The following is a 26546-nucleotide window of genomic DNA, read 5'->3' as shown; positions in this document are numbered from 1 at the left end:
AATGATCTCTAAAAGACTCGCTCATTCTCAAATTTTCATTGGCTCCTTATTTAAAGAGTTGCGGAATTCCGTTGACAAGCGAATACACACCCATATATGACATGGCGATGACGATAAAGATGCCAAAAATGGTCATCCACAGGGGATGCTTATAATCACCGACAATTTTTGCGCGGTGGGCAGCAACAAGCATCACTCCGAGCGCAAGCGGGAGTATGAGCGCATTTAAGGAACCGACCAACACCAAAATTTTGACTGGTTGTCCAACTGAAATGAAGACAAGTGTTGAAGCAGTGATAAATCCGATAATGATCCAATTATGATACTTTTCCAAAGTCGGATGAAAGGTGCGGATAAAAGAAACGGAAGTATAAGCACAGCCCACAACAGAAGTAACGGCCGCCGCCCACATAACAATCCCAAATATTTTGTAGCCGATATCGCCGGCTGCCAGTCGGAAGACAGATGCCGGCGGATTGCCTGGGTCAAGTGTGAATCCCTGCGCGACAACCCCGAGCGCAGCTAAGAAAAGGAAAATACGCATAATAGACGCAATCCCGATGGCACTCACCGAGCTTCTCGTCACCTCAGGCAGTGCCTCTTTCCCTTTTAATCCGGCGTCGATTAAACGATGTCCGCCTGCAAACGTAATATAGCCCCCAACAGTGCCGCCGACGAGGGTAATAATGGCCAATATGTCGATTTGGTCTGGCGCAAATGTTTTCATGAGCGCTTCTCCAACCGGGGGCTGTGCGGTAAACATCACGTAAACGGTTAGCCCGATCATGACAAAGCCCATGATTTGGGCAAAGTGGTCCATCGCCTTGCCAGCCTCTCGTACGAGAAAGATGCCAATGGCGACAGCACCACTTAAAAGCGCTCCTACCTTGATATCCAACCCAAGCAAAACATTCCCGCCCAGACCGGCTCCGGCAATGTTGCCGACATTAAAGGCCAGCCCTCCTGCCACAATCAAAGCGGCAAGCAAATAGCCCAAGCCAGGCAATACGTCATTTGCGATATCTTGGGCACGCTTTTCCGAAACGGCAATAATACGCCAAATATTCAGTTGAGCACCAATATCAATAATGATTGACATGAGGATGACGAAGCTGAAGCTTGCCAATAATTTTTCAGTAAATACAGTTGTTTGTGTCAAAAATCCTGGCCCGATTGCCGAAGTTGCCATTAGGAAGGCAGCTCCAAGCAAGAGGCTCGTATTTCCTTTCTTAGCCACTAATCATTCCTCCAACTATTGATGTATGAAGTTTCCAATCGCGGTAACAGTAACGCCTTCCTTTTTTAATGCTTCCGGAATATATTTGGCAAATTCGAGGGCTGTTTGGCCGTCTCCATGGATGCAGACAGTTTCAGCTTTAATCGGAATATCCCTCCCTTGAAGGGTGGGAGCTTTCCCTTCTTTTACCATCCGGATCACCTGGTTGACCGCTTTTCCGTGATCGGTAATGAGCGCATTGGTTTCCTGTCTGGAAGTTAGTGTCCCATCTTCCTGGTATGTCCGGTCCGAAAACACCTCATTTGCCGTTTTTAGCCCGATTTTTTCTCCGGCTTTTACGAGTTCTGACCCGGAAAGACCAAATAGGATTAGTTCCGGATCCACTTTGTATACGGCTTCGGCGATTGCCTTTGAAAGAGCGGCATTTTTTACGGCCATGTTAAATAACGCCCCGTGCGGCTTTACATGTTGTAACTTTGCGCCTTCTGACGCGACAAACGCATGGAGCGCCCCAATTTGATAAACAACGATGTCATATGCTTCTTCGGGGGAAATATTTATTTCCCTACGGCCAAATCCCAATTTGTCGGGCAGGCCGGGGTGGGCACCGATGGCTACATTCTTTCTCAGCGCATTTCTAACTGTTTTTTTCATGATGGAAGGATCGCCAGCGTGAAAGCCGCAGGCAATGTTTGCAGAGGTAATATAATTCAAGATTTCATCGTCATGTCCGATTATGTAGGCTCCAAAGCCCTCTCCCATATCACAGTTTAAATCGACAGTATACATTTAAGCTCCCTCCCGAGTCATTTTTAAATAAATGCCTTGTGTCAATTGTTCGATGGAAACTTCCATTTCTACATACAATTCTTGCGCCTCTTCCAACGATATCTCTGTAAAGCTGATCTGTTCTCCGGGCTTCGTCTGGGCAACGAGCGGCAAGTCTATGGAAGCAATTTGTCCAATCTTCGGATATCCGCCGATAGACTGGCGGTCTGCCAAAAGAATAATCGGATTTCCATCTGGCGGCACTTGTATGGAGCCGATATTGATGGCTTCCGATATCATGTCTTTTGCTTGTTTTAGTTGCAAGGCAGGGCCTTTTAATCGGTACCCCATCCGATCCGATTCGGACGTAACATAAAAGGGCTTTTCAAAAAAGCCTGTTTGACTTGCTGTCTGAAACCAATGAAATTGAAGGCCTTTCATTGCCCGAACAGACCTGCGTTTTTCAAGAGGCGGGTACAGGTTTTCGGAAGCGGCCCAACGACTCTCTGCAAACGGCTTATTTCCGCATTGAATCGCCAATTGCTTCAGAATCTGTTTGGAAAGTGCAGAAGAGGAACCGACTGATAGGCGATCCCCTGTTTCCAAGGCACGTCCCTTGTATCCACCCACTTTCGCGCGCAGATAAGTGGATTGGCTTCCCATCACAATGGGAATATCTAATCCGCCCGCGATGGCCAAATAGGCCCGGCATCCTTTTTGCGCATACTTAAAATCGAGGCGGGCTCCCTTTTTGACAAGAACAGGCCGCCATGCCCTTACTTGTTCTCCATCTATAGTGGGGGAGAGGTCTGCGCCGGTAATGGCGATGAGCGTATCTTCTTCGAATTGAATGGCAGGTCCGACCAATGTGATTTCAAGGGCGGCTTCATTGCCGCTATTCCCGACAAGCAAATTGGCGATCCGATGCGCCAACGGATCCATTGCTCCGCTTGTTATGACTCCGTATTTTTGGTAGCCGGTCCTTCCGAGATCTTGAACGGTTGTCATAAGACCGGGACGTAGCACTTTGATCATTGGCTCTGTACCTCCCACTGCTTGTATTCCTTCAAGCTGATCGGCTTGAATTGAATTTTATCTCCTGCTTGGAGCAAGGTGGGAGGCTCCTGACCAGGATAAAATAGCTCTATTGGAGTTCTGCCGATAAGTTGCCAGCCACCGGGTGTTTCAATCGGATAGATTCCTGTTTGCTTTCCCGCGATCCCAACTGTTCTTGGTGGAATTTTCAGCCGGGGCGTCTTCCTTCTTGGAGTGGCGATTTTTTCCGGCATACCGCCAACAAAAGGAAAGCCGGGTGCAAACCCAATCATATAAACGGTGTAATTCCCAGTGGAATGAATGTCGATAACTTCTTCGGGGGTGAGTCCATTATGTTCGGCAACATATGACAAGTCCGGCCCGAATGCACCGCCATAGCACACGGGGATTTCAATCACTCTTTGCCTTATTTTTTGTTCGGCCGTATAAGAAGAAAGGAGTTCATGAATTCTTCGGGAAACGGTTTCAAAAGGCGGCTCATGTTTCTTCGCTAGTTTGGAAGCTTTATAAATATCATAAAAAAGTGTCACGCTTGTATAAGCCGGGACATATTCGATCAACCACTCTTCATGCTGTCTTTCAAGAATTTCGCAAATACTTTGAACAAGATTTTGCGTTTGCGGATTGATCTCATCGCCTCCATGAATCACTACCGCGTTATCACCAAATGGTTTAAGATGATAATTCATTTTTTCACCCCATTTTTTCTATATATAGTGGACAAGCGTAAGTTAAGTGGGGGAATTTCCCTATAATTGGAGACGCTTACTGTAAACGCCTTCATTGATGTTGAAAAAATAAATGTATGTTTTCGAAGTTTTTTTCGCCCAAAAATAGCATTCTTTTATCATGCATTTTAGCATGCAACATGTAAATATTTCAATGGAGCCTTTGTTCAAAAGCTTATTGAATGGGTTCCCTTCCACACAATATCACGGTAGCGCTGTTTATCTGTATCTCCTTCGGTGTTGATCAACAGGATTCTCGATTCCTTATTAAGCTGTAAATGTTCTTCCGCAAAACAGGGATGGGCAGTCAAAAGATAATACAACAATCCCATTGTGACCGCGCCGGATTCCCCGGAGATTAGTTTTCGGTCATCCCCAAGCGGATTTCCCAATATTCTCATACCAAGGGCGGCGATGGGATCGGAACATGAAAAAGCCGCAGCCGCTGTGCTGTTTAAAATTCGGAGCGCCGTCTCATTAGGAACGCCGCAGGCCAGCCCTGCCATGATCGTATCTAAATGACCTGTAACGGTTTTCATATTTCCTGTTAAAAATGAACGGTAAAAGCAGTCGGCCTGATCCGGTTCCACGACGATAATAGATGGCTGATTTGCTCTGTAATGCTGTGCGAAATAAGCGGCAATTCCGGCGGCAAACGTGCCGACGCCCGCCTGAAGAAAGATATGTGTCGGCGGCTGTTCGTCATTATGCTCTATTTCATCAATGATCTCCAGAGCAATGGCGGCATATCCTTGCATAATCCAAAGAGGGATCTCTTCATATCCTTCCCATGCGGTATCCTGGATGAGAATCCAACCGTTTTCTTCCGCCAATTTGGCACATAATTTTACTGTTTCATCATAGTTTACATCCGTTATGCCGGCGTGGGCGCCTTCATTCCGGATCGCATCCAAGCGGGCTTTGGAGGCCCCCTTCGGCATATATACAACGGAATGTTGTCCCAGTTCACGGGCTGCCCAGGCGACTGCCCGGCCGTGGTTGCCGTCAGTAGCCGTAATAAACGTGATATTACCGAGCTTTTTCTTTGCTTCTGGGGAAGTCAATTCTGCAAATGACAGTTCTTCAATCGGTTTATTTAACCTTTCTGCCAAGTATTTTCCAATGGCATAAATGCCTCCCAGCACTTTAAAGGCGTTTAAGCCAAATCTCCAAGATTCATCTTTTACTTGAACTGTTTTTACATTCCATTTTTTGGCCAGGTGATGTAATGCAATAAGGGGAGTGCTGGAATAGTTTTTGTGGGACATTTGAAAACGCAATACAGACTCTATCTTCTCACGGGAAAAATAGATCAAGTCTTCTGAGGCTTTCTTTGCGTGTTTATGATTAGATACCCATTTGACGTGTTCCGACAACTTATCTATCAATTCTTCATTCCTCCATTTTGTAAATAGGCTTCTGCTTCTACCATAGGGGAAACGGACATATTTTGCCAGTCCAGGGACTGAGCCGTGGTTTCCATATTATTTTAAAAAAAGCTTTGTATCTGCTAAAATATGAACAAATTATGAATTATTTTCATAAGTTATTTTTCTACATTTAGGATGAAAGAGGGACTGCCACATGGAATTGACTTATCATGAAGACCAAGATATTAAAGCTTTCTTAAAAGAAAATAGAGACCAGTTTGAGAAGCGCCTTTTAGAAGAAGCAGTCAATGTCCGTGATAAAATTGAAGAAATTCGCCAAATCGGAAATATTAATCTGTTAGAAAATGCCCATAAGCTTGTTTTATTCGTTGTGGAGGGCAGGGGAGAAGAGGTGGTCGCCTTTGCCAATCAGGAAGGGGAGGCCTGGGCGCGATTTTCTCTTACTTTGTCATTTAAACTCGAGTGGGTGCAGGCGATTCGCAGAACCCTTTGGGCTTTCCTCCATCAGTACGATTATTTGAAAGGGAAAGAAGTGCCTATTGATCAATTTTATGCAGTGGAAAAAGAGATCAACCAAGGAATTGACCAGTTTCTCAACCGCTTTTTTATTGCTTATTCCAAGTTTAAAGATGAGCTGATTGAATCGCAGCGGAAAATGGTCGAAAATTTATCTGCTCCGATTATCCCAATTGATGCCTCGATTAGCGTGCTTCCTTTAATTGGAAGCATCGACAACAGGCGCTCAGCTTCCATTACTGAAAAAGTGCTGATGGAGATTTCAAGCAAACGCATTCAAACATTGATTATGGACTTGTCGGGCGTTGGCGAAATGGAGCCATATGTCATTGATCAATTTTTAAAAATGATTGACGGAATTGAAATGATGGGCTGCAAAGCGGTCATTACCGGACTGCACCCGGTTGTAGTGAAGAAAGTGATTGATCTGGGCGTCTCTTTTGGGGATAAAGCCATTTTAAAAGGGACACTGCAACAGGCAATCCGTGATTATCTTTTACCATAAGTGATTGACAAAAGATGAGCTGAAAGGGGAGGCAAGCTGATTGGAACATAAAGTGACAAAAAGGGTACTCATTGCCAGTCTTGTAGGAAGCTCCATCGAGTGGTTTGATTATTTCTTGTATGGGACGGTTGCCGCTCTTGTGTTCAATGAGTTGTTTTTTCACGCGGATGATCCCGCGGTCGGTTTATTGTTGGCATATGCATCATTCGCGTTGGCTTTCTTTATCCGCCCGATTGGGGGAATTGTGTTCAGTCATATTGGAGACCGAATCGGACGCAAAAAAACACTTGTGTTAACGTTGTCCCTAATGGGGGGAGCGACTGTTTTAATGGGATTGCTGCCGACGTATGCTTCTATTGGCACAATGGCTCCTGTATTGCTTATCTTGCTTCGCCTCATTCAAGGCTTGGGTCTTGGGGGAGAATGGGGAGGAGCCCTTTTGCTTGCTGTTGAATACGCACCGAAAGAAAAACGCGGATTTTTTGGCAGTATTCCGCAAATGGGCGTAACAATCGGCATGCTGCTCGGTACGCTGGCACTTTCACTCATGTCACTGCTCCCGGAAGATGCCTTTATGACATGGGGATGGCGGGTTCCTTTTATTTTAAGCGCATTTTTAGTTTTTTTCGGTTTATGGATTCGTAAAGGAATTGATGAAACACCATCCTTTAAGGCAGCCCAGGAAAAAGGGGAAATTGCGAAATTGCCTTTTGTTGAAACGATGCGTACCCATTGGAAAGAGGTGCTGATTGCCATCGGGGGAAAAGTGGTGGAAACCGCGCCATTTTACATTTTCTCGACTTTCATCGTTTCCTATGCGACGGCCAATCTTGGATTTTCAAGAACAGTTACGTTGAATGCGGTTACAATTGCTACTGTTGTTACAACACTGCTGATTCCAGTGATGGGACGTTTTTCGGATAAAGTGGGCCGGAAGCCGCTTTATGTAGGTGGAACCGTTTTGATGATTTTATATGCATTCCCCTATTTTTGGCTGTTGCACCAAAATTCCAAAGTGCTGTTGATCGTGGCTACTATTGTGGGTTTGGGAATTATTTGGGCGCCGATCACGGCTGTCCTTGGAACAATGTTTTCGGAGATTTTTAAGTCAAACGTAAGATATACGGGTATATCTCTCGGTTACCAGATTGGTGCCGCTGTCGCGGGAGGGACCGCCCCGTTAGTTGCTACAGCATTGCTGAATGCATATAACAATTCGTATGTCCCTGTTGCTTTGTACATCATTTTCACTTCTCTCATTTCACTGATTGCCATTGCCACGGTGCGTGACCGGAAAAACGAGGATTTGGATGAAGAGGCAGGATAAGGAACCGCGGATGATCCGTTTCCAGGCTGTTGAGAAAATTCTCGGCAGCCTTTTTACTGTTGCACGCTTTTTTATGGTTTGGTCATCAACGCTCCCGAAGCTTTGTACTTCTTTGATAAAGAACAGGGGGCACGCATATCTGTTTACTTATAAGAACAAGGATAAAATTGTGCCCGAACAGTCAGTATGGAGAGGACTTCGTAACGAACTAGGAATGAAGCAATAGGAAAAAGCTTGCAGAGAAAAGAAACACTTGCTTTCCCTACAAGCTGAAGCTTCCAGTTTTTTAAGATAAAAGCTTGTCAAAGCCAATTCGCTTATTCAAGTAATAAACGATGGGCATTCCTGCGAACATGACGACAAATTCCCCTGCCGCGATCGTAAACCAAGTAATGAAAAATGGATAACCAAGGACAAGCTTTAATTCAAGTGCAATAATAAACATGGTAAAAGTAAAGACGACCGTATTAAATATCATCCGGAGCCAAATATTTTTCAAAAACTTAGAAGAAAATATTGTAATGAGCAGGGCGATCAATGATTGTCCGACGCCGAAAACAAGATCGTATACGCCAAGGGGAGAAAACAGCAGATTCGTTAAAAAGACGCCCATTACGATGCCAAAAATATATTTTTTGTTAAAAACAATGAGATGGTTAAACATTTCGGAAACACGAAATTGGATGTTCGTAAATCCAAAAGGCTGGATAAAAAAGGATACGGCCATGTAAAGTGCCGCCAAAATGCCGTTTGTGGCCAACGTTTTTAACTTCAATCTAACTCTCTCCTTAGTTTTGATAACGTGGGATGGTTTCGAACCACGCGGGCGGAAGGCCCGAGACTTTATAATAGCGCCGTACGCCTTGCTTCGTCAATAAAAAACAGGAAGCTGACAAGGCTTTCCTGTTCACTTATGACGATTATTTATCAAGAGAATCGCCGCGCATATATTGTTCGAATTCTGTCATATCCTTGTTTTTTGTTTTGGACAGGCGAAAAGGATTGGGCGTTTTCTCATTGTTTGCGGCAATCCCAATGCCAGGGCTTTGCAATCCGGGGTCATTGATGACGCCCTCATATGTTCCATCATGATGGCCAGTTGTTTTGCTACCGACATTTTCGGTTTTTCTCGGCATTTTGTTCAACTCCTTTTATTTTAGCATGGGAAAAAGCTCTTTGAATATGCATATGAAATGTGTGAAAGTTGGCCCGGCTAAAGACATTATTTTCTTCCTATGCTACACTAAAGGAAAAAAGCAGCCGAAGGAGATACTCATGGTAAAAACGGTTTTATTTGATGTGGATGGCGTTTTATTAAGTGAAGAACGATATTTTGACATGTCTGCACTTACGGTGTGGGAAGTATTGAACAGTAGCAAATATTTGGGGCTCGAACCCGAAACATTTAAAACAGATCTTGGAGATCGCGAGATTGATGACATTCGCTCACAAGTGTTTGTTCAGGACCAAGCCTTGAAATTTATGAAGGCCTGCGGATTAAACGCGAACTGGGACATGATATATTTGGCAGTCGGTTACCAGTTGATTCATGTGTTGGAACAGGTAAAAGATGAATTTGCGGATCAAATACAAGGGTGGCTGACAAATGAGATCAATCGTGATATTTTGCTTGAAATAGGCGCGAACTTGAAAGGAAAGCGGGTTGAGCTTGACTACGCGAAATTTCTTGATGATTTCAAAACGGCCGAACCGTCCAAACAGGGGCTACTGGGGCATTTGGACACATTGTCGAAAGAAAAGCTCGGTGTGGATACGGATATTTTTGGCAAAGCGGATGCGTTATGGTCGACGTGCGAACATGCTTCCCAAGAATGGTATGTGGGAGACAAATACGTCTTTCAATCGACTGGCAAGCCTTCAGTACAAACCGGAAAAGCCGGGTTTATGTCCGATGAAAAAGTGCTTGCGCCCAAAGAAGAAATTGCCGGGTTGTTTGCGGCATTAAACAATCACGGTGTAAGAATCGGGGTTGGAACAGGGCGCCCGGAACTAGAGACGATTGAACCGTTTAGAATATTGGGCTGGCTACAGCATTTTGATCGTAATTATATCGTGACAGCAGATGATGTATTAAAGGCGGAGCGAGAAAACAATAATATCCCCGCCTTGGCTAAGCCCCACCCGTTTACATATATTTTGGCACTTTCCGGAAAAACCAAAACGGTAGAACAATGCCTTGCCGAAAAACTCCCCATTGATCATTCGAAAGAAACATTAATTGTCGGGGACTCGCTCGCTGACTTACTGGCGGCAAGGGAAATGGGCTGCTTGTTTGCGGCAGTACTGACGGGATTGTCAGGGCAAGATGCGCGCCCGGAATTTGAGGAACATCAGGCAGATTATATATTGGACAGTGTTCTTGACGTAAAAGAGATTGTGCTGTCCCTTGTGAAATAAAGACAATAAAAACATGCTAAGATTAGTAGCACAAACCAAGGCCATGGTTTGTGCTACTATTTTTATAATAGAAGCGAAGGAAAGTCGACCAGCCTCTGGGACCATTTGAGAGTCCGTATATAAAACCGGCTAACTTCACACCCTTATGCGAATCAGTTTAGTTTGTCGGGTCCAAGAGATCGTGTATAAGAAAGTGGAATCGAGAAGGTACTGTGAAGACTTCTATATTTGGCGAAAAAGGAGAAACGATATGAAACATGTCATTGCACTAGATGTAAGTAAAGGGAAAAGTTCGATGGTCGTTTATGATGGCTATTGTCAATGTGAATTTGAAGGAGAACTCCATAAGCGCAATGCGATCTTCCGCTTCTTCCATTTTTGTGATCCATACATCTTCAAGACCGGGGATTTTTATGGTAAAATTCACTTGCACGCAACTCCAATCTTTTCTTGTTTCTCGTCAATTCAAAAAGAATTGGATGTTTGCGTGTATTTTTTTACGGGCAAATTGTGTGAAAACCCCAACATTTAGTATAGAGCCTTAAAAGAGAAGCGAAATCATTTTGTGGATTACTACTATAAATTAAAAACGCAACCTCAGAGAAAGCCTCATAAGGTTGCGATCATCGCCTGCGTCAATACATTTCTAAAAGTAACATTTCAGTTAGTGACGCAAGGTATTCCATACGATTATGAGTCCGCACTACCAGCTCAGAAATCGTATTAAAACATAACTCAACTATACCATACAGACCTCTTGAAAAAAATAAAAATCGTTAGGTCTTTTCGTCATGTGAAAATTTAGTCACAATAAAAGAAATTGATGAAATACACTTGACTAATCGTAAGAATAGGAGCCGGGATAGAACCCTGTAAAAATGAATAAACCGCTTGAAATCAAGTTTAAAAGCCTTGATTTCAAGCGGTTTAATCCTCATTATTTTTACGAAAATCAATCAGCTTTTAACTTGGTCCCGGCCCCTTTGATATTTCGTATTTGCTTATGTCCCAGTTTCTTTTCTTAATGATAAACCGGCACATTTGCAGTGGGCAGTTCCAAAAACTGGACAGCCCTTAATCCGTCCATGGCGACGAGATCTTTTGCGACACTTTCATCCACTTTTTTGTCCAAAGTAAGAACCATGATTGCTTCGCCGCCGGCTACGGCTCTTCCGACTTGCATCGTTCCGATATTGATTTCGTGGCTGCCGAGAATTGATCCAACCCGGCCAATCATTCCTGGAACGTCGTGGTGTTCAATGTACAGCAAGTATTGTTCGGGACGCACATCAACCCTGTATTCATTCATTTTTACGATGCGGCCGCCGTATCCGTTCAGGACCGTTGCACCGATGCTTGCCTGCTCATCACCTTTAAATAAAGTGAGTTCCATATAGTTGGCAAAACCTTTGCTTGTCGGATTTTTCACCACGTTAAGGGCAACTCCCTGGTCATTTAATAGGTGAAGGGCATTGACCATATTAACAGAGTCGCTCAGATGATGGGAAAGGATTCCCTTAATCATCGTTCTCGACAACAGGTCAGTATCTTGTTTGGCCAATTCACCGTAAAAGTTGATTTCAATTTTGTCCGGAGCATGTTTTAAAAGTTGAATGGACAAAATGCCAATCTGCTCGCCAAGATCAATATACGGCTGAAGTTTTTTCTGGGCTTCCCCGGAAACTTGAGGCATATTGATCGCGTGGCGGATTGAATCTGTTTCAAAAATATTAATGATTTCTTGGCTGACTTCTTGTGCTACTTTTTCTTGTGCTTCTACTGTGGAAGCACCCAAGTGTGGTGTTACAACGGCATTTGGATGCGTAAGCAACTCCATATTGGATGCCGGTTCGGTTTCAAAAACGTCAATGGCAGCACCTGCTACCTGTCCGGAGTTTAATGCCCTTACCAAAGCGGCTTCGTCGATGATGCCGCCGCGTGCGCAGTTAACAATCCGAACGCCTTTTTTCGTTTTGGCCAAATATTCGTCGTTAATGAGGCCTTTTGTATCTTTCGTTAACGGAGTATGAACCGTAATAAAGTCGGCTTGTTCAGCAATTTCGTCCAAAGAGGCTTTCGTAATGCCGAGTTGGTTGGCGCGTTCTTCTGTCAAATAAGGATCAAAGCCTAAAATGCTCATGCCGAATTTTTTGGCTCTTTTCGATACTTCCGCACCAATTTTGCCCATGCCGATGATGCCGAGTGTTTTTTCGTATAATTCAACGCCTTTAAACGCGTTTCGGTCCCAATTTCCAGCAGAAGTGGACATGTGGGCTTGCGGTATTTTGCGTGCCATCGATAACATCATCGCCATCGTATGTTCTGCGGCTGCAATCGTATTGGCGCCTGGTGCGTTGATGACGATAATGCCTTTTTTTGTCGCAGTGGCGACGTCGATATTGTCCACACCTACACCCGCACGGGCAATGACGCGAAGTCGGTCCGCGGCATCAAGCAAGTCTTCCGTTACTTGTGTTTGGCTCCGGACGATGAGAGCGTCATAGTCTTTCATGATTTCTTTCAATTCCGCAGGGGACAAGTTTGATTTTTTATCGACGGTAAAATTCGGATGATCATACAATACTTTTAATCCGCTGTCGCTGATTGCATCCGTTACTAATACTTTATACATGTTCTGCCCAAACCTCCTGTGCTCTTTTGGTCGCTAGACCAAGTACGTCTTTGTTTTCCATTTCTTTAATGGTCATTTCCAATGCCGCCAAAACGGTGAGGACATCATACGGATTGCAATAGCCCATATGGCCGATCCGGAATATTTTTCCAGATAGCTTTTGTTGTCCGCCGGCAAGGGAAATATGATATTTGTCTTTCATGATTTTTCTGATAGCATTCGCTTGATCGTCCTTAGGCATGACAGCTGTAACTGTCGGAGAAGCCTCTTTATCATTTGTCAAAAGCGGGATGCCAAGAGCTTTCACTCCCTCGCGCGTCATTGTTTTTAACAATTCATGGCGTTTAATGACATTTTCCCAACCCTCTTCATCAATCATGTTGCATACTTCCTGCGCCCCATATATTAAAGAGATGGCAGGAGTGAACGGAGTTGATTTTTTTTGGTCATAATTGTCAAAATAGCGGTTTAAGTCAAAGTAAAACCGGGTATTTTTTGTTTTTTGGATCGCCTCTTTCGCATGGTCGCTGACAGCCACGAATGCAAGGCCCGGAGGAAGCATGAGCGCTTTTTGTGATCCGGATACTAAAATGTCAATATTCCATCCTGCCATGTCCGCAGGAACACCGCCAATGCAGCTGACGCCATCAACTATAAACAGCCCGTCTGTCAGGCGCTTGGTCACTTCTCCGAGTTGTTTGATCGGATGGATAATGCTTGTTGATGTCTCACAATAAGTGGCAAAAACGGCTTTTACGTTCGCATCAAGAGATTTTATAAAATCTTCAAGCTGTTCGGGCTGGCAAGCAGTACCCCATTCAACTTCAAGCTTATGGACGTTGGCACCGTGAGCTTCACAAATTTTTGCAAAACGGTCGCCAAAAGCACCACCGACAATAACAACTACGTCATCTCCAGGATCTATTACATTTACAGCTGCTGTTTCAAGGGCGCCTGTTCCACTGCCTGAAATGATGAGAACAGGGTTGTCCGCCCCAAAGACTGGTTGGAGCCTTGTGGCTACATCTTCCAGCAACACGGGAAAAGCAGCGCCCCGATGCCCGATCATCGGTTGGTTCATGGCAATTTTTACCCGATCCGGTATGGGAGTCGGCCCCGGTGTAAATAAATATTCTTTGTCTAGAAACACTTGTTGTTCATCCCTTTCAAAAAGTTAAAATTAAATGAAAAGCCCTCATAACAGGCATGGTTGCCTTGTTATGAGGGACGTAATCTCCGTGGTGCCACCCTCGTTCACCGCCACTTTTTCCAAAGAGCGGTCTCGAGTGAATAACGGCGAAGCGCCGGGCTGCAAAGCCAGTTCAGAAGTGCTGGGCAATATTGAAGCAAAAGCATCGGTTTTCACCAGCCACCGACTCTCTTAAGGTTTTACTCCATGCCTTCTTCATCATAACTTTCATCATTTATTTCCTATGTTTGTGATCATTTTAACACAACGCATTCGCAATAAAAAGACTTAAATGATAAAAAAACTTTGTAACCGCTCCCATTATTTCATTTATATTACATTAGCTGAACGATGCAAGAAACCAAGAAATGAAATATAGTATTATTAATATATGCTATATTCTAATTGGGCGGGTGATGAAAGTGGAAAAGGAACAATATTTGGTAAAAAAGCTTTACCATGAACAACATTTTCTGAAGGGGGATGAGTCTGAACATCCGATTCGGGTGCTGGGCGAACTATATGTATCCGAGCAAAAGAAAGAAATGGCGGACCTCTCCTACATTCGTTTTGCCCAAGGAGAAGTGTACTTTTTAAATAATGACTATGAAGCGGCCATCTTCAAATGGGAGAATATACATAATGAACTGGAGCCGTGGGCGAAAAAAAATATAGCGGATGCTTATATGGAGTTGGACTTGCTAAGTACTGCGGAGGAAATTTATAAATCTATTTCGTCCGATTCTCTGATCTTAAACACGGAAATTTCATTACAGCTTTTCTCTTTATACTTGCAGCAGGGCAAAGCCGGAGAAGCAGACCAAATGATCAAAAATGCCGTTGTATTAAATCCTGACTATGAAAATGTAACGGAACTTGCTTGCGCATTTTTTGAAGAGCAGCAGGACTGGGAAAGCGCATTGGATCTGACGATAAGTGAGGCGGTTAGGACAAAATCCCGGCAGTGGTTCAGAAAGCTGCTCGATTATATAGAAAACGGGCATGCCAGTGCCCAGGAGCCGCGCTTTTTTGTGCCGGCGCTAACCGCATTGCAGGCAATAGACTTTTCGCTTTTTGAACAAATGACGGTTGTTTTATGGGACAATTTTCAGAAACGGGATCATTACTTGTCCTGGTTGAAAGAATTAAGTGCGGTGATCGCCAAATCGGAGATAACAGCATCATATCGGTGGAATAAACTGCCTGCCAAATTCTCCGATTCCTTTAGGAAGCTGCTTTTAGAAGATTTTCCTTTAGAGCGGCTCAAAGAAGTCGTACCATCTTTATTATCATCATGGCTTCAAGTAGCTGACTCCGCAACGGCTCCTGCAGCCGCCGCCGGGGTGCTTGCCTGGAACGACGTATTCCCTGCCAGCGTGGGGGAATCTTCAATACAGGAAGCCCAAGATATTCTTGGACGGCTTTCTGGAGTTGCAGATCGCTCAAACCTGTTTATGGACAGCCAAAATTTATTCAAGTCGATTGAACAATGGGCATCCGCTATGAATGCTGCCATGAATCCAAAAGTAAAATGGATGTTTCAAAAACTGTCCATGTTGGATCATAAAACGGTCTTGATAGCCGGTACGTCTGCAGGCAGCAAGTCTTCCTTCGTTAATATGCTGCTAGGCAGTACGGAAGCAGATTTTTTTGACACGTCTGTTCCAGTACTTTATGGGCACGGAGAGACGACTGCATTTCGTCTCATTACGAACGAAAACATCGCAACGGTAACTACTAGCCACGAATTGGTGGAAGGCGAACGCAAGCCCGACGCCTTGATCGAATATATATGGCCAAACCGCTTTTTGGCAGATCATAGGTTATCTGTCATTGATTTTCCGGTGCTGCATTTTCCCAAAAGGAAGGAAAGTGTCATTGAAAGTATCCGGATGAGCGCGTGTATGTTTTTCATATTAAATGAAGATGCTTCACTCACTATTGATGAGCAAGAACTGTTAAATGAAATTAAAGAGCATATCCCGGAATATCCGGTCCATTTTATTTTACAGACGAATGGACCCATCACGAACGAAAAGCTTGACAGCGTGAAGCAACATGTTTCTCAATTTTTTCCTGACGCAAACTTCTTCGCCATTTCCGGTTCCGATCCAATCAGTGACAGCCAATTGGAAAGCATATTAAATGAGGTCGACGAAAAGAAAAATTGGCTGCTGTTAACAGGACACCTGATCTTTTTAATCAAAAAAATGATCGGGGGCCTGCTGAAACAACGCGAAAAAATCCAAAGGGAACTTACCGAAGCGATTGAGTTTGATGAAGAGGTGCTGACTAAGATCCAGGGCGCCATCCATCAATTGTATGATCTGGAAGAGGAAAAAACAAAAGTATTAAGCGATGCTTACCGATCATTTAAGGATGAAATCAAATCTGATCTGTTAAAAACCGTACCGAAATTGCTTAAGGAATCTGCCGATATTCTTCAGGAGGACAGCGACTTTGGGACGATCCACAAAAAATTGAATGATGAAATGAACAAGCGGATTTCCGATTATTTGCAGTATACGGTCCATCCAACATATATCAGCTCGCTTCAGGATTGGATCAGTTTTTCCGAAGGGGAACTGAACAAGGCCCAAGAGCAATTAATCGAGTGGAATGAAGGGTTCAATCTTATGTTCGGAGAAGAGCGACTCGAACTTGCTTGCGATTTTCAAATTCTTGGGGACTGGCGAAGAGACGCCGATCGTATGACAGGCACCATTCAGATAGATAAAGAAAACATATTACTAAAAAGAACGCCTGCGCAAGTTCTATTAAAAAGTGCCGGGAAGCTGTTTGGAGTGATACCGGCCAATCAATCCATCATGTATAAACGTTACCGTCAATATATAGAAAACGAAAATTATGATGATACGGCAGAATCAATCGCTGAAAAGTTTTTTCGGCAATTTGAACTGTTTGAAAAAGCAATTCCCAGGGATATATCACTGTTCTTCCGCAATCCGTATCATGTGTTGCGGAAATCTGCGGATGAACTCCAAGAGACAGTGGACAAAAATAAAGCAAAGCTGGATGACATGAAATCAAATCCGGAAAAATTCCACAACCCGTTGAAGTTGTTTGACGTCAGACTCCGCCAACTTGAATGGATGAAAGGAAAAAGTAAAACAGGTTCTCGGACAAATAACAGCGTGAACGGCTAACATATGTGACGCATGACGAAAAAGGGGGACGATTATGCGGATTGCTCTGATTGCGCATGACAAGAAAAAGGACGATATAGTCGAATTTTCCATGGCTTATAAATATATTTTGAAAAAGCATCAGTTGTTTGCAACAGGAACGACAGGAACGAGAATCATGGAGGCTACGGGTCTCGATATTCAACGCTTTCAATCCGGCCCGCTTGGAGGGGATCAGCAAATTGGGGCTCTTGTCGCGGAGAACAAAATTGATTTGATTATTTTTCTGAGGGATCCACTGACAGCCCAGCCTCATGAACCGGATGTTTCTGCATTGATGAGGCTGAGTGATGTTTACGGTGTACCGCTGGCCACAAACATGGGAACAGCCGAGGTGCTGATTCGCGGATTAGAACGCGGTGACTTGGAATGGCGCTCTATTATTCATAAAGAAATCCACTGACATGCCATAATATGACTTATAGCCTAATCTCTTTATAGATGTTATACTAGAACATAGATTTTTACATTTATAAGGAGATGGAAGAGTGAAATCGAATTCCAAGATCACAGCGAAGATTGTTCCTCTAGCCATTGGTGTGATTGTCATTGCGGCATGCATTGTGTGGGCGGTTCAATCTTTCGATAGAGGAACCGTCATTCCATTTTCGCAAATGGAAAAAACGATACAAGCAGCCCAAAGTGGCAAGCAGGTTTCACTTAAAGAAACTTCTGATGGAACTTTGTACCTGAAGACACCGGAAGGAAAGTTCATCTCCCATGTCAGACCGGATAGTCCGATGGTAGAAAAGCTTGTTCAAAACTACCATATAAGCTATAAATATACGGACGGCAACCAAGCAGGGAATTGGCTCATTGGGGGCCTGATTGTCCTCATGGTTGGTGCCGCGTTCGTTTTGCATAAAAAAGGAAAAATTGGCGTTTCCGCCATGAAGAATAGCACGGCTAAAGAAACGCCTCTTCCATCTATTACATTAGATGATGTGGGTGGATTGCCAAAAGAGATGAAAGAAGAGATTCTTCAGACGCTGGAAATTATCAAAGATCCTGATCGTTCAGACAAGCTTGGAATCAAGGCTCCGAAAGGAATTTTATTATATGGGCCTCCCGGTACGGGAAAAACACTGTTGGCACAGGCCATTGCCCATGAGATTGGCGCTTCTTTCTTCTCTTCATCGGGTTCCGCCTTTACAGAACTATTTGTGGGTGTTGGTGCTTCCCGGGTGCGTTCACTGTTTGAAAATGCCCGCAAGCAGGCGCCGGCCGTAATCTTTATTGATGAGGTAGATGCGCTTGCCGGGAAACGGAAAGCCCACGGCGGGGAAGAAACCGAAAAAACGCTGACGGAACTGCTCGTTCAGCTTGATGGCGGCCATTCCAACGACCGAATTTTATTTATAGCGGCGACAAACCGGAAAGACATGTTGGATGATGCTTTCTTGCGTCCGGGACGGATTGATTTTTCATTCCACGTTCCGCTTCCCGATACGCAAGGAAGAAAAGAAATCATTGACATCCATGTAAAAGGCAAAAGTTTATCACCGGAAGTTGCTGCGTCTTTAAACATGCTGGCTGAAAGTACTTCGGGTTTTTCCGGTGCTGAAATTAGTTCATTGTTTGAATCAGCCAGCAGAAAAGCCGTACGGGAAGGAAGAGACGTAATCGGGAAGGAAGACCTTGATTATGCGATCGACAGAACGATCCTTGGCAGTACATCCCGGTCATTGAAAGATCCGAAAACAAAACGTCGAGTGGCGATACATGAGGCGGGGCATGCGCTTGTCCAAGCTCTCACAAAACCAAATACGGTAAGAAAAGCAACCATCATTCCGCGTGGCCAAGCGCTTGGCTATGTGGCACCAATTCAGAAGGAATTGCACTTGTCCACGACAAGCGAATTGCTTGACCAAGTGAGTATGATTCTTGCCGGCGGTGTTGCAGAGCGCCTTTACCTTGGTGAACACAGTATCGGAGTAAGCGGTGATGTCCAGCAAGCCAAGCATATTTTGGAACAAATGGTCGATACGGGCATGCTGCAGGATGGATTTACCTTGACGTTTGACAAGAAAGAAAAAGAAGCCAAAATGCAAGAGCTGTTTGATGATGCGATCGAACGAACTGAAGCTTTGATCAAATCACATAAAGCCGAGTACGAAAACCTGGTGGAAGCCCTGCTTCACAAAGAAACGCTGGACGGACATGAAGTCCAGCAAATCGTAGGGGGCCAAACCGTGGAGGGTTCGGAAGAACTGGTTCTTGTGTAAACAAGGGGTGTCCAATCAGTCGATTTTTTCGATGTTGGACGCCCCTTTTTATTGTACACGGGGCATGGGTGAATACTCGGTGGTTAAAGTCCGCTACAGGCTTGGCAGTAGGAACCGTTAGCGGAAGACAAGGTGTTATCGTGAGGTAGTGGCTCAAGCGCCAAATCCCGTCCTCTTCACCCACTTCCTATCTGCTTTGTCTCACTCGTCATCGTAAGACTGCCGGGACGATTGTAAGGAAAGCATTCGGTGACTGCCGTGCTGGATTGTCTTAAAAAGCCTTCCTGTAGCCAATACAGGATAACTATACTAGTATGCGACCCAGTGATAACAACTAATTAATTATTACCTTAATTTACTAGACTTTAGAAATAAAAACGGAAGGAATGTCCCTATAAAAGCTCCAGTGACAATGGCGAATGCGAAAAAGAAATTCCCCATAACCACCCAACCATCTATTGCTGTAAAAATTGAAAAGATTGCAAATAAAGCCAAGCAAACTGTTATGATAATGGCTGGCAATAAATAATAGATTCTGTGTGGATATTTCTTTTTTAAGTAATAGGAAGCAACATAGAAAATAAATATTGATAGTAAACCAGCGATTAAAAAAACATGCAAACCTCCGATTATAACCATCCCCCAATTCGCATTTTTTGCATTCTGAATACTCCCCTTAATATAAAACAAACGATCATTAGAAAGCAATTAAAGTCAAAAAAATATGTTTTTACTGTATATTATGCGCAAATTGCAAAAATGAAAATCACTGTGAACTGTCTCCTCGTTAAGTTGACAGTTGAACAGGATTATACGACTTACGCTCTGTATTCAAACGGGTTGAGACCATTTAGTCTTTCTTATAGACATTTGTGATTATAGAAGTGGATAACTCACGGCTTTTTGGAGTTCCTCAAACGTTGTATATAAATAATACTGTTCACATTTCAGGGTTCCCAAAAAGTATAATGCCCTCCTTTTGTCAAGACACAAAAAGGTAAAATTTAAGTGATGTATTATCTCTCCTTGATATTCCTCTGCATGTTGCTTGATTTTTAGGGATCTCACTTTCTGTTACTAGGATAAGGAACGCTCTCTCTGCGTGCCCCGTACCTCACAAGTAGTAACCGCCGATCACTTTATATGTTTATTTTCCCTCCGTAAACATTGACCGCATCAGCAAAGCCATGCGTAAATTGAGTGAGTTTTGTGAATCTTCGATCGGATACCCCAACATTTCCTCACATTTGGCAATTCGATACTTAACAGTATTTCTGTGTACGTACAATTTTCTCGCCGTGATCGCTATTTCACAATTATGGTCCAAATACACCATTAATGTATTCAATAAACTTTCTTCATCTTTATTTTGTGGATAAGAAAGTGAGCGTAAAGTATTTTCATAAAATTTGAGCAAGTTTTCTTCTGGAATCAAGCGAATCATTTCTTGCAATTGCTTTGTTTCGTAAAAGTTGATAAATGAAAACCGGAACAGCTCTGCTCCATCTTCCCAGGCGTTTACCGCTTCTTTATATGTAATCGGTATATAGGCAATGTCGTTAAAAAAATTGCCTACCCCAAATGAAAGTGAAATGTTTAAACTGGAGAATGCTTCACGTTGAAATTCTTTTAGCCATTCTTCGATTTTGTTTTTCAGCGGATCATCCAAGTCTTTGGGGCATTGCATCAAAATGACAAAGAATTCATCTTTCATAAACACTAAATTTTTGGCATCAGCTTTTAAAATGGATTTATCCAAAAATCTGTTTAAATAATCATACAGTCTGTTCATCATTTCTGTATTTTGCGAAAAGGGATCCTGCTTTTCCTCATCCATTTTACAAACGATGCAAGCGTATTTCTGATTGTCCAGCAAGCCGTGCTGCTTTCCCCTATGAATGATCTCTTGTCTATTCGTGATGTTCCCGTCAACAAGGGAAGTAAAGAAATTATTTTCCAGCATACGGCTGTTTTCTCGAATGGCTTCATTTTTAAGCAGTGTAAAAGAAATGACTGTCGATGCCTGTTCAATGGCCAACGGTGAAGAGGGATGGGAAAGTTTGTCCATATAAAATATGATGAGCAGGTATGGGTACGGATGCATTGTCTTGACATGGAATATTCTGGCTGAAATGTAGTCACCTTCTTTGTTTGGATCGGGGATTGAAAAACGCTTTTGAACTTGAAATGGCTCTCTCTTTTTTTTAATGATTTCCTCCGTTTTGTTCATGATGTTTTTCATATCCTCTTTTTGAAAATGCTTGGAAAAAGAGGCAATATCCCCAATAGGGTCCAGTAGAAGGACAGGGCATTTGATTAAAAAGCCGATATTATCAATCAATGATTGCAGTGTATATCCCTTTATCATCATATTGGTAAATCTCTTGTGGACATGAATCGCATACGTCAGCTCTTCGATTTGATGATTCCATATAAAACTTAATAATTGATGGGCAACCGTACCAAGTGTCAATGATTCTGGAATTTTCATAATGGGAAAGTCTTTTGCGTTAGCCAGGTCGATCACGTTTTGGGGGACTTCGTCGATGAATCTTTTTAATTTGATCGCGACTCCCGCACAAGGGTATTCACTCAACTCCGCAATAAGATTGTATAACGCAGAAGGGTCTTCCTTAAAGGCGAACCCGGTTGTCAGCAATAAGGCATTTTCCGCTAAAAAGTGAATGACATCGGGTGTTTCCGATATTTCGATCGACTCAACAACTCTTTTTACACCCGCATGTCCGGCTATAATTTTTACGTTTTGGAAAACATCTACTAAAAATAAATCCTCGACTTTTTTCATTTTTGCACCTCACCTTCTTTAAAAATATGAAATATACAAACTTGGGAAGCCAAATTGTTCAGAGTGGATAATGAATTTTGAATTTTATTGCTATAAAATCAATTTTAAACGGAAATCACCATATTTCAACTAAAAGTTTAAAATTTTTATCTCTTATGATAGAAAGGAAGGATAAACATGTTAAAAGAATTGAATCCTTCAATACGTACGTTAATGACTCCGGGACCCGTGGAGGCGGAGCCGCGGGTTTTGCGCGCGATGTCCATTCCGGTCATTGGACAATTTGATCCGGAGTTCCTCCAAATAATGGACGAGACGATGGCTTTATTAAGAAAGCTGTTTCAAACGAAGAATCACTGGGCCTATCCGATTGATGGCACAGCGCGCTCCGGGATCGAAGCTGTTCTTTGTTCCGTAATTGAACCGGGTGATCAAGTGTTAGTTCCGATTTACGGCAGGTTTGGCCATTTGCTGGCGGAAATAGCTTATCGAAGTGGAGCGGAAGTTTCTACGATTGAATGCGAATGGGGGACAGCCTTTGAGCAAGAAGATATGATTACTCAGATAAAAAAAGTGAAGCCAAAAGTGGTCGCCTTAGTTCATGGAGAAACGTCCACTGGCATCATGCAGCCGATAGAAGAAGTAGGGAAGTTTTGCCGCGACAATCAAATTTTATTGATTGTGGGACGCGGTCGCAACCTTGGGCGGGACCGATTTTAAAACGGATGAATGGAATGTTGACGCCGTTATATCCGGAACACAGAAATGTTTAGGGGTTCCAACGGGGATGGCTCCGATCACTTATAATGAAAAAGTGGAGAAAATATTATTAGAACGGCAGAAAATTGAACAGGGTCTGGATATTTCATCGGTCAACCACCGAAGAATTCAAAGTAATTATTTGGACTTAAGCCAGATACAGGAATATTGGGCCCCCCAGCGGCTGAATCACCATACTGAAGCCACATCCATGCTTTATGCATTGCGGGAAGGGCTGCGCATTATTCATGAAGAAGGGCTGCAACCGCGCTTTGCCAGACATAAATTACATGAGAAGGCACTGACGGAAGGATTGAAAGCGATGGGGCTCACACTGTTTGGAGATCCGTTCTATAAATTGCCCGTGGTCACTTGTGTGAACATTCCCGAAGGGGTGGACGGCGATCAAGTTCGTCATATGATGCTTTATGAGTTTGGTGTCGAAATTGCGAGTTCTTTCGGATCGCTGGCTGGAAAAATTTGGCGTATTGGCTCAATGGGATACAGTTGCCGAAAAGAAAATATTTTAAAGGTATTGACAGCATTAGAAGCATCTGTTTATCGCCAAGGGGGAAAAGTTCATTTAGGCGCGGCAGCGCAAGCCGCCCTCGATGTATATGAAAATCAATCTGCTGTCATTCAGTAATATCAAGAGATTTCTGGAAAGGGGTGCTGACAAAGTTGGAGGCATCCTTTTTTTGTATGTTTTGTCTAAACGTCGAATTTCTGTTTGGATAAAAGATATAATGAAGTCAGTTGTGGTAACGGTTACAATATCATTATAATCAACTGCTTCATCGAAATGACATATCAAGCGGGAGGAAGAACATGAAATATGACTTGATCATTAAGGGCGGCAATGTTGTGTTTTCAGACCAAGTTAAGAAAGTTGATATCGGGGTCAGAAATGGAAAAATAGCGGCAATGGCCGAATCCATAACCGATCCTGCAGATGGGGAAATACATGCTGGCGGGCAATATGTGCTGCCGGGCATGGTGGATGCCCATGTACATATGAACGAACCCGGGCGAACCGAATGGGAAGGGTTTGTGACAGGGACGCAAGCCTTGGCTGCGGGCGGTACAACTTGTTATATAGATATGCCGCTAAATGTCCTTCCAGCAACGGTGGACCGGGCTTCTTTCCGATTAAAAAGGGAAGCGGCAAAAGGAAAAAACTATATTGACTATGCTTTTTATGGCGGCCTTGTTCCGGGGAATTTGGATCAACTAGAGGAACTCGTTGAAGAAGGAGCCGTTGCCTTTAAATGTTTTATGGCCACTTGTGGATCTGATCTGCCAGGGGATTTTAAAAATGTCGATGATCACACTTTATACGAAGGAATGAAAAAGCTGGCTGAACTGGGGCAAGTATTAGCGATCCATGCTGAAAATGCGGTCATTACAGACCGCCTCGGTGAGGAAATGGAAAAGCAGGGAAGAACTTCGGCTGAAGATTATACCGCGTCGCGTCCCGTTTTTACAGAAGTGGATGCGGTCAAAAGAGCCTTGTACTTTGCCAAGGAAACAGGCTGTATGCTTCATTTTGTGCACATCAGCTCGGCAGAGGCGGTAGAAGAAATTGTCAAAGCCCGCAACGGCGGGCAGGACGTAACGATTGAATCTTGCCCCCACTATTTTACGATCACCGCCGCCCAGTTTGCGGCTATCGGGCCGGCGGCAAAATGTTCGCCGCCATTGCGGAATGAAGAGGAGCAGAAAAAACTTTGGAAAAAGTTGATAGAAGGAAAGATTGATATAGTGGCCTCGGATCATTCACCTTGTCCAACAGACCTAAAACAAAACCCTGCAAATAATATGTTTGAAGCGTGGGGGGGAATCTCGGGGTGTCAAAATAGTGTGGACTTACTGTTTGACGAGGCCGTTTTAAAGCGTGGGGTTCCGCCTGCCAGATTTGCCCGTATGATTGCCGCCAATCCTGCCAAACGATTCAATATACCGAATAAAGGAACCATTGCCATAGCGAAGGATGCTGATTTCATATTGATTGATTCAGGACAGTCCTATATCGTTCAGAAAGACGATCTGTTTTATAAACATAAGCACAGTCCTTATATCGGCCGAAAAATAAATTGCCGCATCACAAAGACAATCGTTCGGGGGAATCTCGTTTATGATGTTAATCGTGGATTTATAGGAGAGCCGATCGGCCAATTTATCACACATAAAAAAACGCCCCACATGGCAAATTAAAAAAATCATGCAGGCATAGTGGAGATGTCTAAAAAAGTCCAATCAGAGTAAACGCATTAAAATTTAAAACCCGAGAATGTTGATTTACAGCATTCTTGGGTTTTGTTTTTTAGTTTTCAAGTTTGAATTATACTTTGCGGACATCCCCACTTTTTGTATGGAAAATAGATTTCTTTATTGATAATGGCTAATTTGCTGAACGTTTTTTAGCTGTTAGTGTTAATGATAAATAAAAGAAAAATATTTAAAATGAAACATAAACTGGGAAATGACTCGCAAACAAAGGGGGGATAAGAGTATGGCGGCCCAATTACAAAATGCCACAAACCATGACATAGAAAAGTTGGGAAAAGAGGCTATTGACAGGCTCGTTTGGCTCGGAAGATTTGGAAAGGATCCGGCAGGGGGCGTCACCCGCCTGCTTTATTCAAGAGAATGGGTGGAAGCTCAAAGGGCCTTAAAGCAATGGATGGAGAGCGAGGGGTTTGTAGCACGTTTCGATGAAGTTGGGAACTTAAGCGGCATTTTAGAGGGCGCCAACGCAGATGAAACCATTCTGACCGGATCACATATTGACACCGTGACAAATGGCGGGCTCTATGATGGCCAATATGGCATTGTGGCAGGCATGATTGCTATTAAATATCTCAAAGACCATTTCGGCAAGCCAAAAAGGAATATCGAAGTCATCTCATTTGCGGAAGAAGAAGGGAGCCGGTTTCCCTATACTTTTTGGGGGTCAAAAAATGTCATTGGAAAAGCATCACGGAAGGAAGTAGAACGTATTCAAGATGCAGATGGTATTTCTTTTATAGAAGCAATGAAAGCGTCGGGATTTACTTTCAGGGATGAATCAAAACCTCCACGGCAGGACTTAAAGGCATTTATCGAAGTGCATGTGGAACAGGGACAGGTGCTTGAAGCAGAACAGAAGAGTATCGGTATTGTATACAGCATCGTTGGCCAAAGAAGGTTCTCTATAGAGGTTACTGGCGAAGCAAACCATGCCGGAACAACGCCGATGAAATACCGGAAAGATGCGGCCTATGCAAGCAGCCATATGATCTATGAAATGATTAAACTGGCTGAGCAATATGGAGATCCGTTGGTAGCTACCGTCGGAAAAATCACATTTATTCCCAATAATGTAAATGTTGTGCCTGGAAAAGTGGTTTTTTCATTGGATGTTCGCCACCCGGATAAACAGGCAATCGTTCAGTATTCCGATTTATTCAAGGAGAAAATAAGAGGGATCTCCAAAGAACATGAAGTAGAAATATCCATTAACATGCAGCTCGATACCGATCCGGTCCCGATGGCTCCCCAATTAGTAGAACTGATTGAAAACGGTTGCAAGTTAAATAAATTCAGCTACAAATTGATGCATAGCGGGGCGGGGCATGATGCTCAAATGATGGCCGAAACGATCCCGACGGCAATGATATTTGTTCCAAGCCGAAAGGGGATTAGCCACAATCCCGCAGAATACACGGATTACCGGGATTTGGGCAAAGGAGTTAAGACTTTGATTGGTATTTTATACGAATTGGCATATTAGGATTCAATAAA

At 43.5% G+C, this 26546-nt stretch carries 20 protein-coding genes and 2 pseudogenes; 11 read left to right on the top strand and 11 right to left on the bottom strand.

Annotated features, from left to right (window positions below; all coding sequences use genetic code 11):
• Nucleotides 1-46 precede the first annotated feature (46 nt).
• From JOC94_RS00465 to dpaL, 5 genes are all read right to left on the bottom strand, one after another.
• Nucleotides 47-1189 (bottom strand): NRAMP family divalent metal transporter, encoded by a 1143-nt coding sequence (locus JOC94_RS00465; protein ID WP_139345554.1) that lies wholly within the window; start codon nucleotides 1187-1189, stop codon nucleotides 47-49.
• Nucleotides 1190-1252: 63 nt separating this feature from the next.
• Nucleotides 1253-2026 (bottom strand): LamB/YcsF family protein, encoded by a 774-nt coding sequence (locus JOC94_RS00460; RefSeq protein ID WP_077109820.1) that lies wholly within the window; start codon nucleotides 2024-2026, stop codon nucleotides 1253-1255.
• Nucleotides 2027-3040: a 5-oxoprolinase subunit C family protein gene (locus JOC94_RS00455; RefSeq protein WP_077109821.1), complete on the bottom strand. Its 1014-nt coding sequence runs from the start codon at nucleotides 3038-3040 to the stop codon at nucleotides 2027-2029.
• A complete protein-coding gene (gene pxpB / locus JOC94_RS00450; RefSeq protein WP_077109822.1) occupies nucleotides 3037-3750 on the bottom strand; it encodes a 5-oxoprolinase subunit PxpB in 714 nt (237 codons plus the stop codon). The genes JOC94_RS00455 and pxpB overlap by 4 nt, the downstream gene beginning before the upstream one ends.
• A 206-nt stretch (nucleotides 3751-3956) precedes the next feature.
• Nucleotides 3957-5177, bottom strand: coding sequence for a diaminopropionate ammonia-lyase (gene dpaL / locus JOC94_RS00445; protein ID WP_236016919.1), 1221 nt, complete (start codon nucleotides 5175-5177; stop codon nucleotides 3957-3959).
• Nucleotides 5178-5373: 196 nt separating this feature from the next.
• Here dpaL and JOC94_RS00440 point away from each other — a divergent pair, with 196 nt between their 5' ends.
• Together JOC94_RS00440 and JOC94_RS00435 are read left to right on the top strand one after the other, a co-directional pair.
• Nucleotides 5374-6201 (top strand): STAS domain-containing protein, encoded by an 828-nt coding sequence (locus tag JOC94_RS00440; RefSeq protein WP_077109823.1) that lies wholly within the window; start codon nucleotides 5374-5376, stop codon nucleotides 6199-6201.
• A 40-nt stretch (nucleotides 6202-6241) separates the two neighbouring features.
• Complete coding sequence (locus JOC94_RS00435; RefSeq protein WP_077109824.1) at nucleotides 6242-7528, top strand: MFS transporter; 1287 nt, start codon at nucleotides 6242-6244, stop codon at nucleotides 7526-7528.
• 286 nt (nucleotides 7529-7814) lie between these two features.
• On the opposite strand, the gene JOC94_RS00430 is transcribed toward JOC94_RS00435, so the two are convergent.
• On the bottom strand, nucleotides 7815-8303 hold the full coding sequence (locus tag JOC94_RS00430; RefSeq protein ID WP_077109826.1) for a QueT transporter family protein: 489 nt from the start codon (nucleotides 8301-8303) through the stop codon (nucleotides 7815-7817).
• Nucleotides 8304-8448: 145 nt separating this feature from the next.
• Nucleotides 8449-8664 carry a hypothetical protein gene (locus tag JOC94_RS00425; RefSeq protein WP_077109827.1) on the bottom strand — a complete coding sequence of 72 codons (216 nt, stop codon included), beginning with the start codon at nucleotides 8662-8664 and terminating at the stop codon, nucleotides 8449-8451.
• Between the two features lie 139 nt (nucleotides 8665-8803).
• Between JOC94_RS00425 and JOC94_RS00420 the strand changes: the two genes are divergently transcribed.
• The 3 genes and pseudogenes from JOC94_RS00420 to JOC94_RS00410 all read left to right on the top strand — a co-directional run.
• On the top strand, nucleotides 8804-9946 hold the full coding sequence (locus JOC94_RS00420) for an HAD family hydrolase (protein WP_077109828.1): 1143 nt from the start codon (nucleotides 8804-8806) through the stop codon (nucleotides 9944-9946).
• Nucleotides 9947-10196: 250 nt separating this feature from the next.
• A complete protein-coding gene (locus JOC94_RS22705) occupies nucleotides 10197-10478 on the top strand; it encodes a hypothetical protein (RefSeq protein ID WP_077109829.1) in 282 nt (93 codons plus the stop codon).
• A gap of 21 nt (nucleotides 10479-10499) precedes the next feature.
• Nucleotides 10500-10673 (top strand): annotated as a pseudogene (locus JOC94_RS00410) (IS110 family transposase); the annotation flags it as partial.
• A gap of 294 nt (nucleotides 10674-10967) precedes the next feature.
• On the opposite strand, the gene serA reads toward JOC94_RS00410, so the two are convergent.
• Both serA and JOC94_RS00400 read right to left on the bottom strand, forming a co-directional pair.
• Nucleotides 10968-12578 carry a phosphoglycerate dehydrogenase gene (gene serA, locus JOC94_RS00405; RefSeq protein ID WP_077109831.1) on the bottom strand — a complete coding sequence of 537 codons (1611 nt, stop codon included), beginning with the start codon at nucleotides 12576-12578 and terminating at the stop codon, nucleotides 10968-10970.
• A complete protein-coding gene (locus JOC94_RS00400) occupies nucleotides 12571-13728 on the bottom strand; it encodes a pyridoxal-phosphate-dependent aminotransferase family protein (protein ID WP_077109832.1) in 1158 nt (385 codons plus the stop codon). The genes serA and JOC94_RS00400 overlap by 8 nt, the downstream gene beginning before the upstream one ends.
• A 461-nt stretch (nucleotides 13729-14189) precedes the next feature.
• Here JOC94_RS00400 and JOC94_RS00395 point away from each other — a divergent pair, with 461 nt between their 5' ends.
• The 3 genes from JOC94_RS00395 (at nucleotide 14190) to JOC94_RS00385 (ending at nucleotide 19198) form a co-directional block, all read left to right on the top strand.
• Complete coding sequence (locus JOC94_RS00395) at nucleotides 14190-16934, top strand: tetratricopeptide repeat protein (RefSeq protein ID WP_139345551.1); 2745 nt, start codon at nucleotides 14190-14192, stop codon at nucleotides 16932-16934.
• Between the two features lie 34 nt (nucleotides 16935-16968).
• On the top strand, nucleotides 16969-17376 hold the full coding sequence (gene mgsA / locus JOC94_RS00390) for a methylglyoxal synthase (protein ID WP_077109834.1): 408 nt from the start codon (nucleotides 16969-16971) through the stop codon (nucleotides 17374-17376).
• Between the two features lie 85 nt (nucleotides 17377-17461).
• Entirely contained in the window at nucleotides 17462-19198 is a 1737-nt protein-coding gene (locus JOC94_RS00385) for an AAA family ATPase (protein ID WP_077109835.1), read from the top strand.
• Nucleotides 19199-19543: 345 nt separating this feature from the next.
• On the opposite strand, the gene JOC94_RS23435 is transcribed toward JOC94_RS00385, so the two are convergent.
• On the bottom strand, nucleotides 19544-19837 hold the full coding sequence (locus JOC94_RS23435; RefSeq protein ID WP_077109836.1) for a YesK family protein: 294 nt from the start codon (nucleotides 19835-19837) through the stop codon (nucleotides 19544-19546).
• Nucleotides 19838-20345: 508 nt separating this feature from the next.
• Nucleotides 20346-22004 (bottom strand): PucR family transcriptional regulator, encoded by a 1659-nt coding sequence (locus JOC94_RS00375; RefSeq protein WP_077109837.1) that lies wholly within the window; start codon nucleotides 22002-22004, stop codon nucleotides 20346-20348.
• Between the two features lie 177 nt (nucleotides 22005-22181).
• Between JOC94_RS00375 and JOC94_RS00370 the strand changes: the two are divergent.
• The 3 genes and pseudogenes from JOC94_RS00370 (at nucleotide 22182) to allC (ending at nucleotide 26535) form a co-directional block, all read left to right on the top strand.
• Nucleotides 22182-23409, top strand: a pseudogene (locus JOC94_RS00370) (pyridoxal-phosphate-dependent aminotransferase family protein).
• Between the two features lie 182 nt (nucleotides 23410-23591).
• Nucleotides 23592-24977, top strand: coding sequence for an allantoinase AllB (gene allB, locus JOC94_RS00365; protein WP_205177867.1), 1386 nt, complete (start codon nucleotides 23592-23594; stop codon nucleotides 24975-24977).
• A gap of 298 nt (nucleotides 24978-25275) precedes the next feature.
• Complete coding sequence (allC, locus tag JOC94_RS00360; protein WP_077109838.1) at nucleotides 25276-26535, top strand: allantoate deiminase; 1260 nt, start codon at nucleotides 25276-25278, stop codon at nucleotides 26533-26535.
• Nucleotides 26536-26546 lie beyond the last annotated feature (11 nt).

The sequence above is a fragment of the Siminovitchia thermophila genome (assembly GCF_016909185.1).
Taxonomy (GTDB): domain Bacteria; phylum Bacillota; class Bacilli; order Bacillales; family Bacillaceae_C; genus Siminovitchia; species Siminovitchia thermophila.
This window is presented reverse-complemented; position numbering and strand designations above follow the sequence as displayed.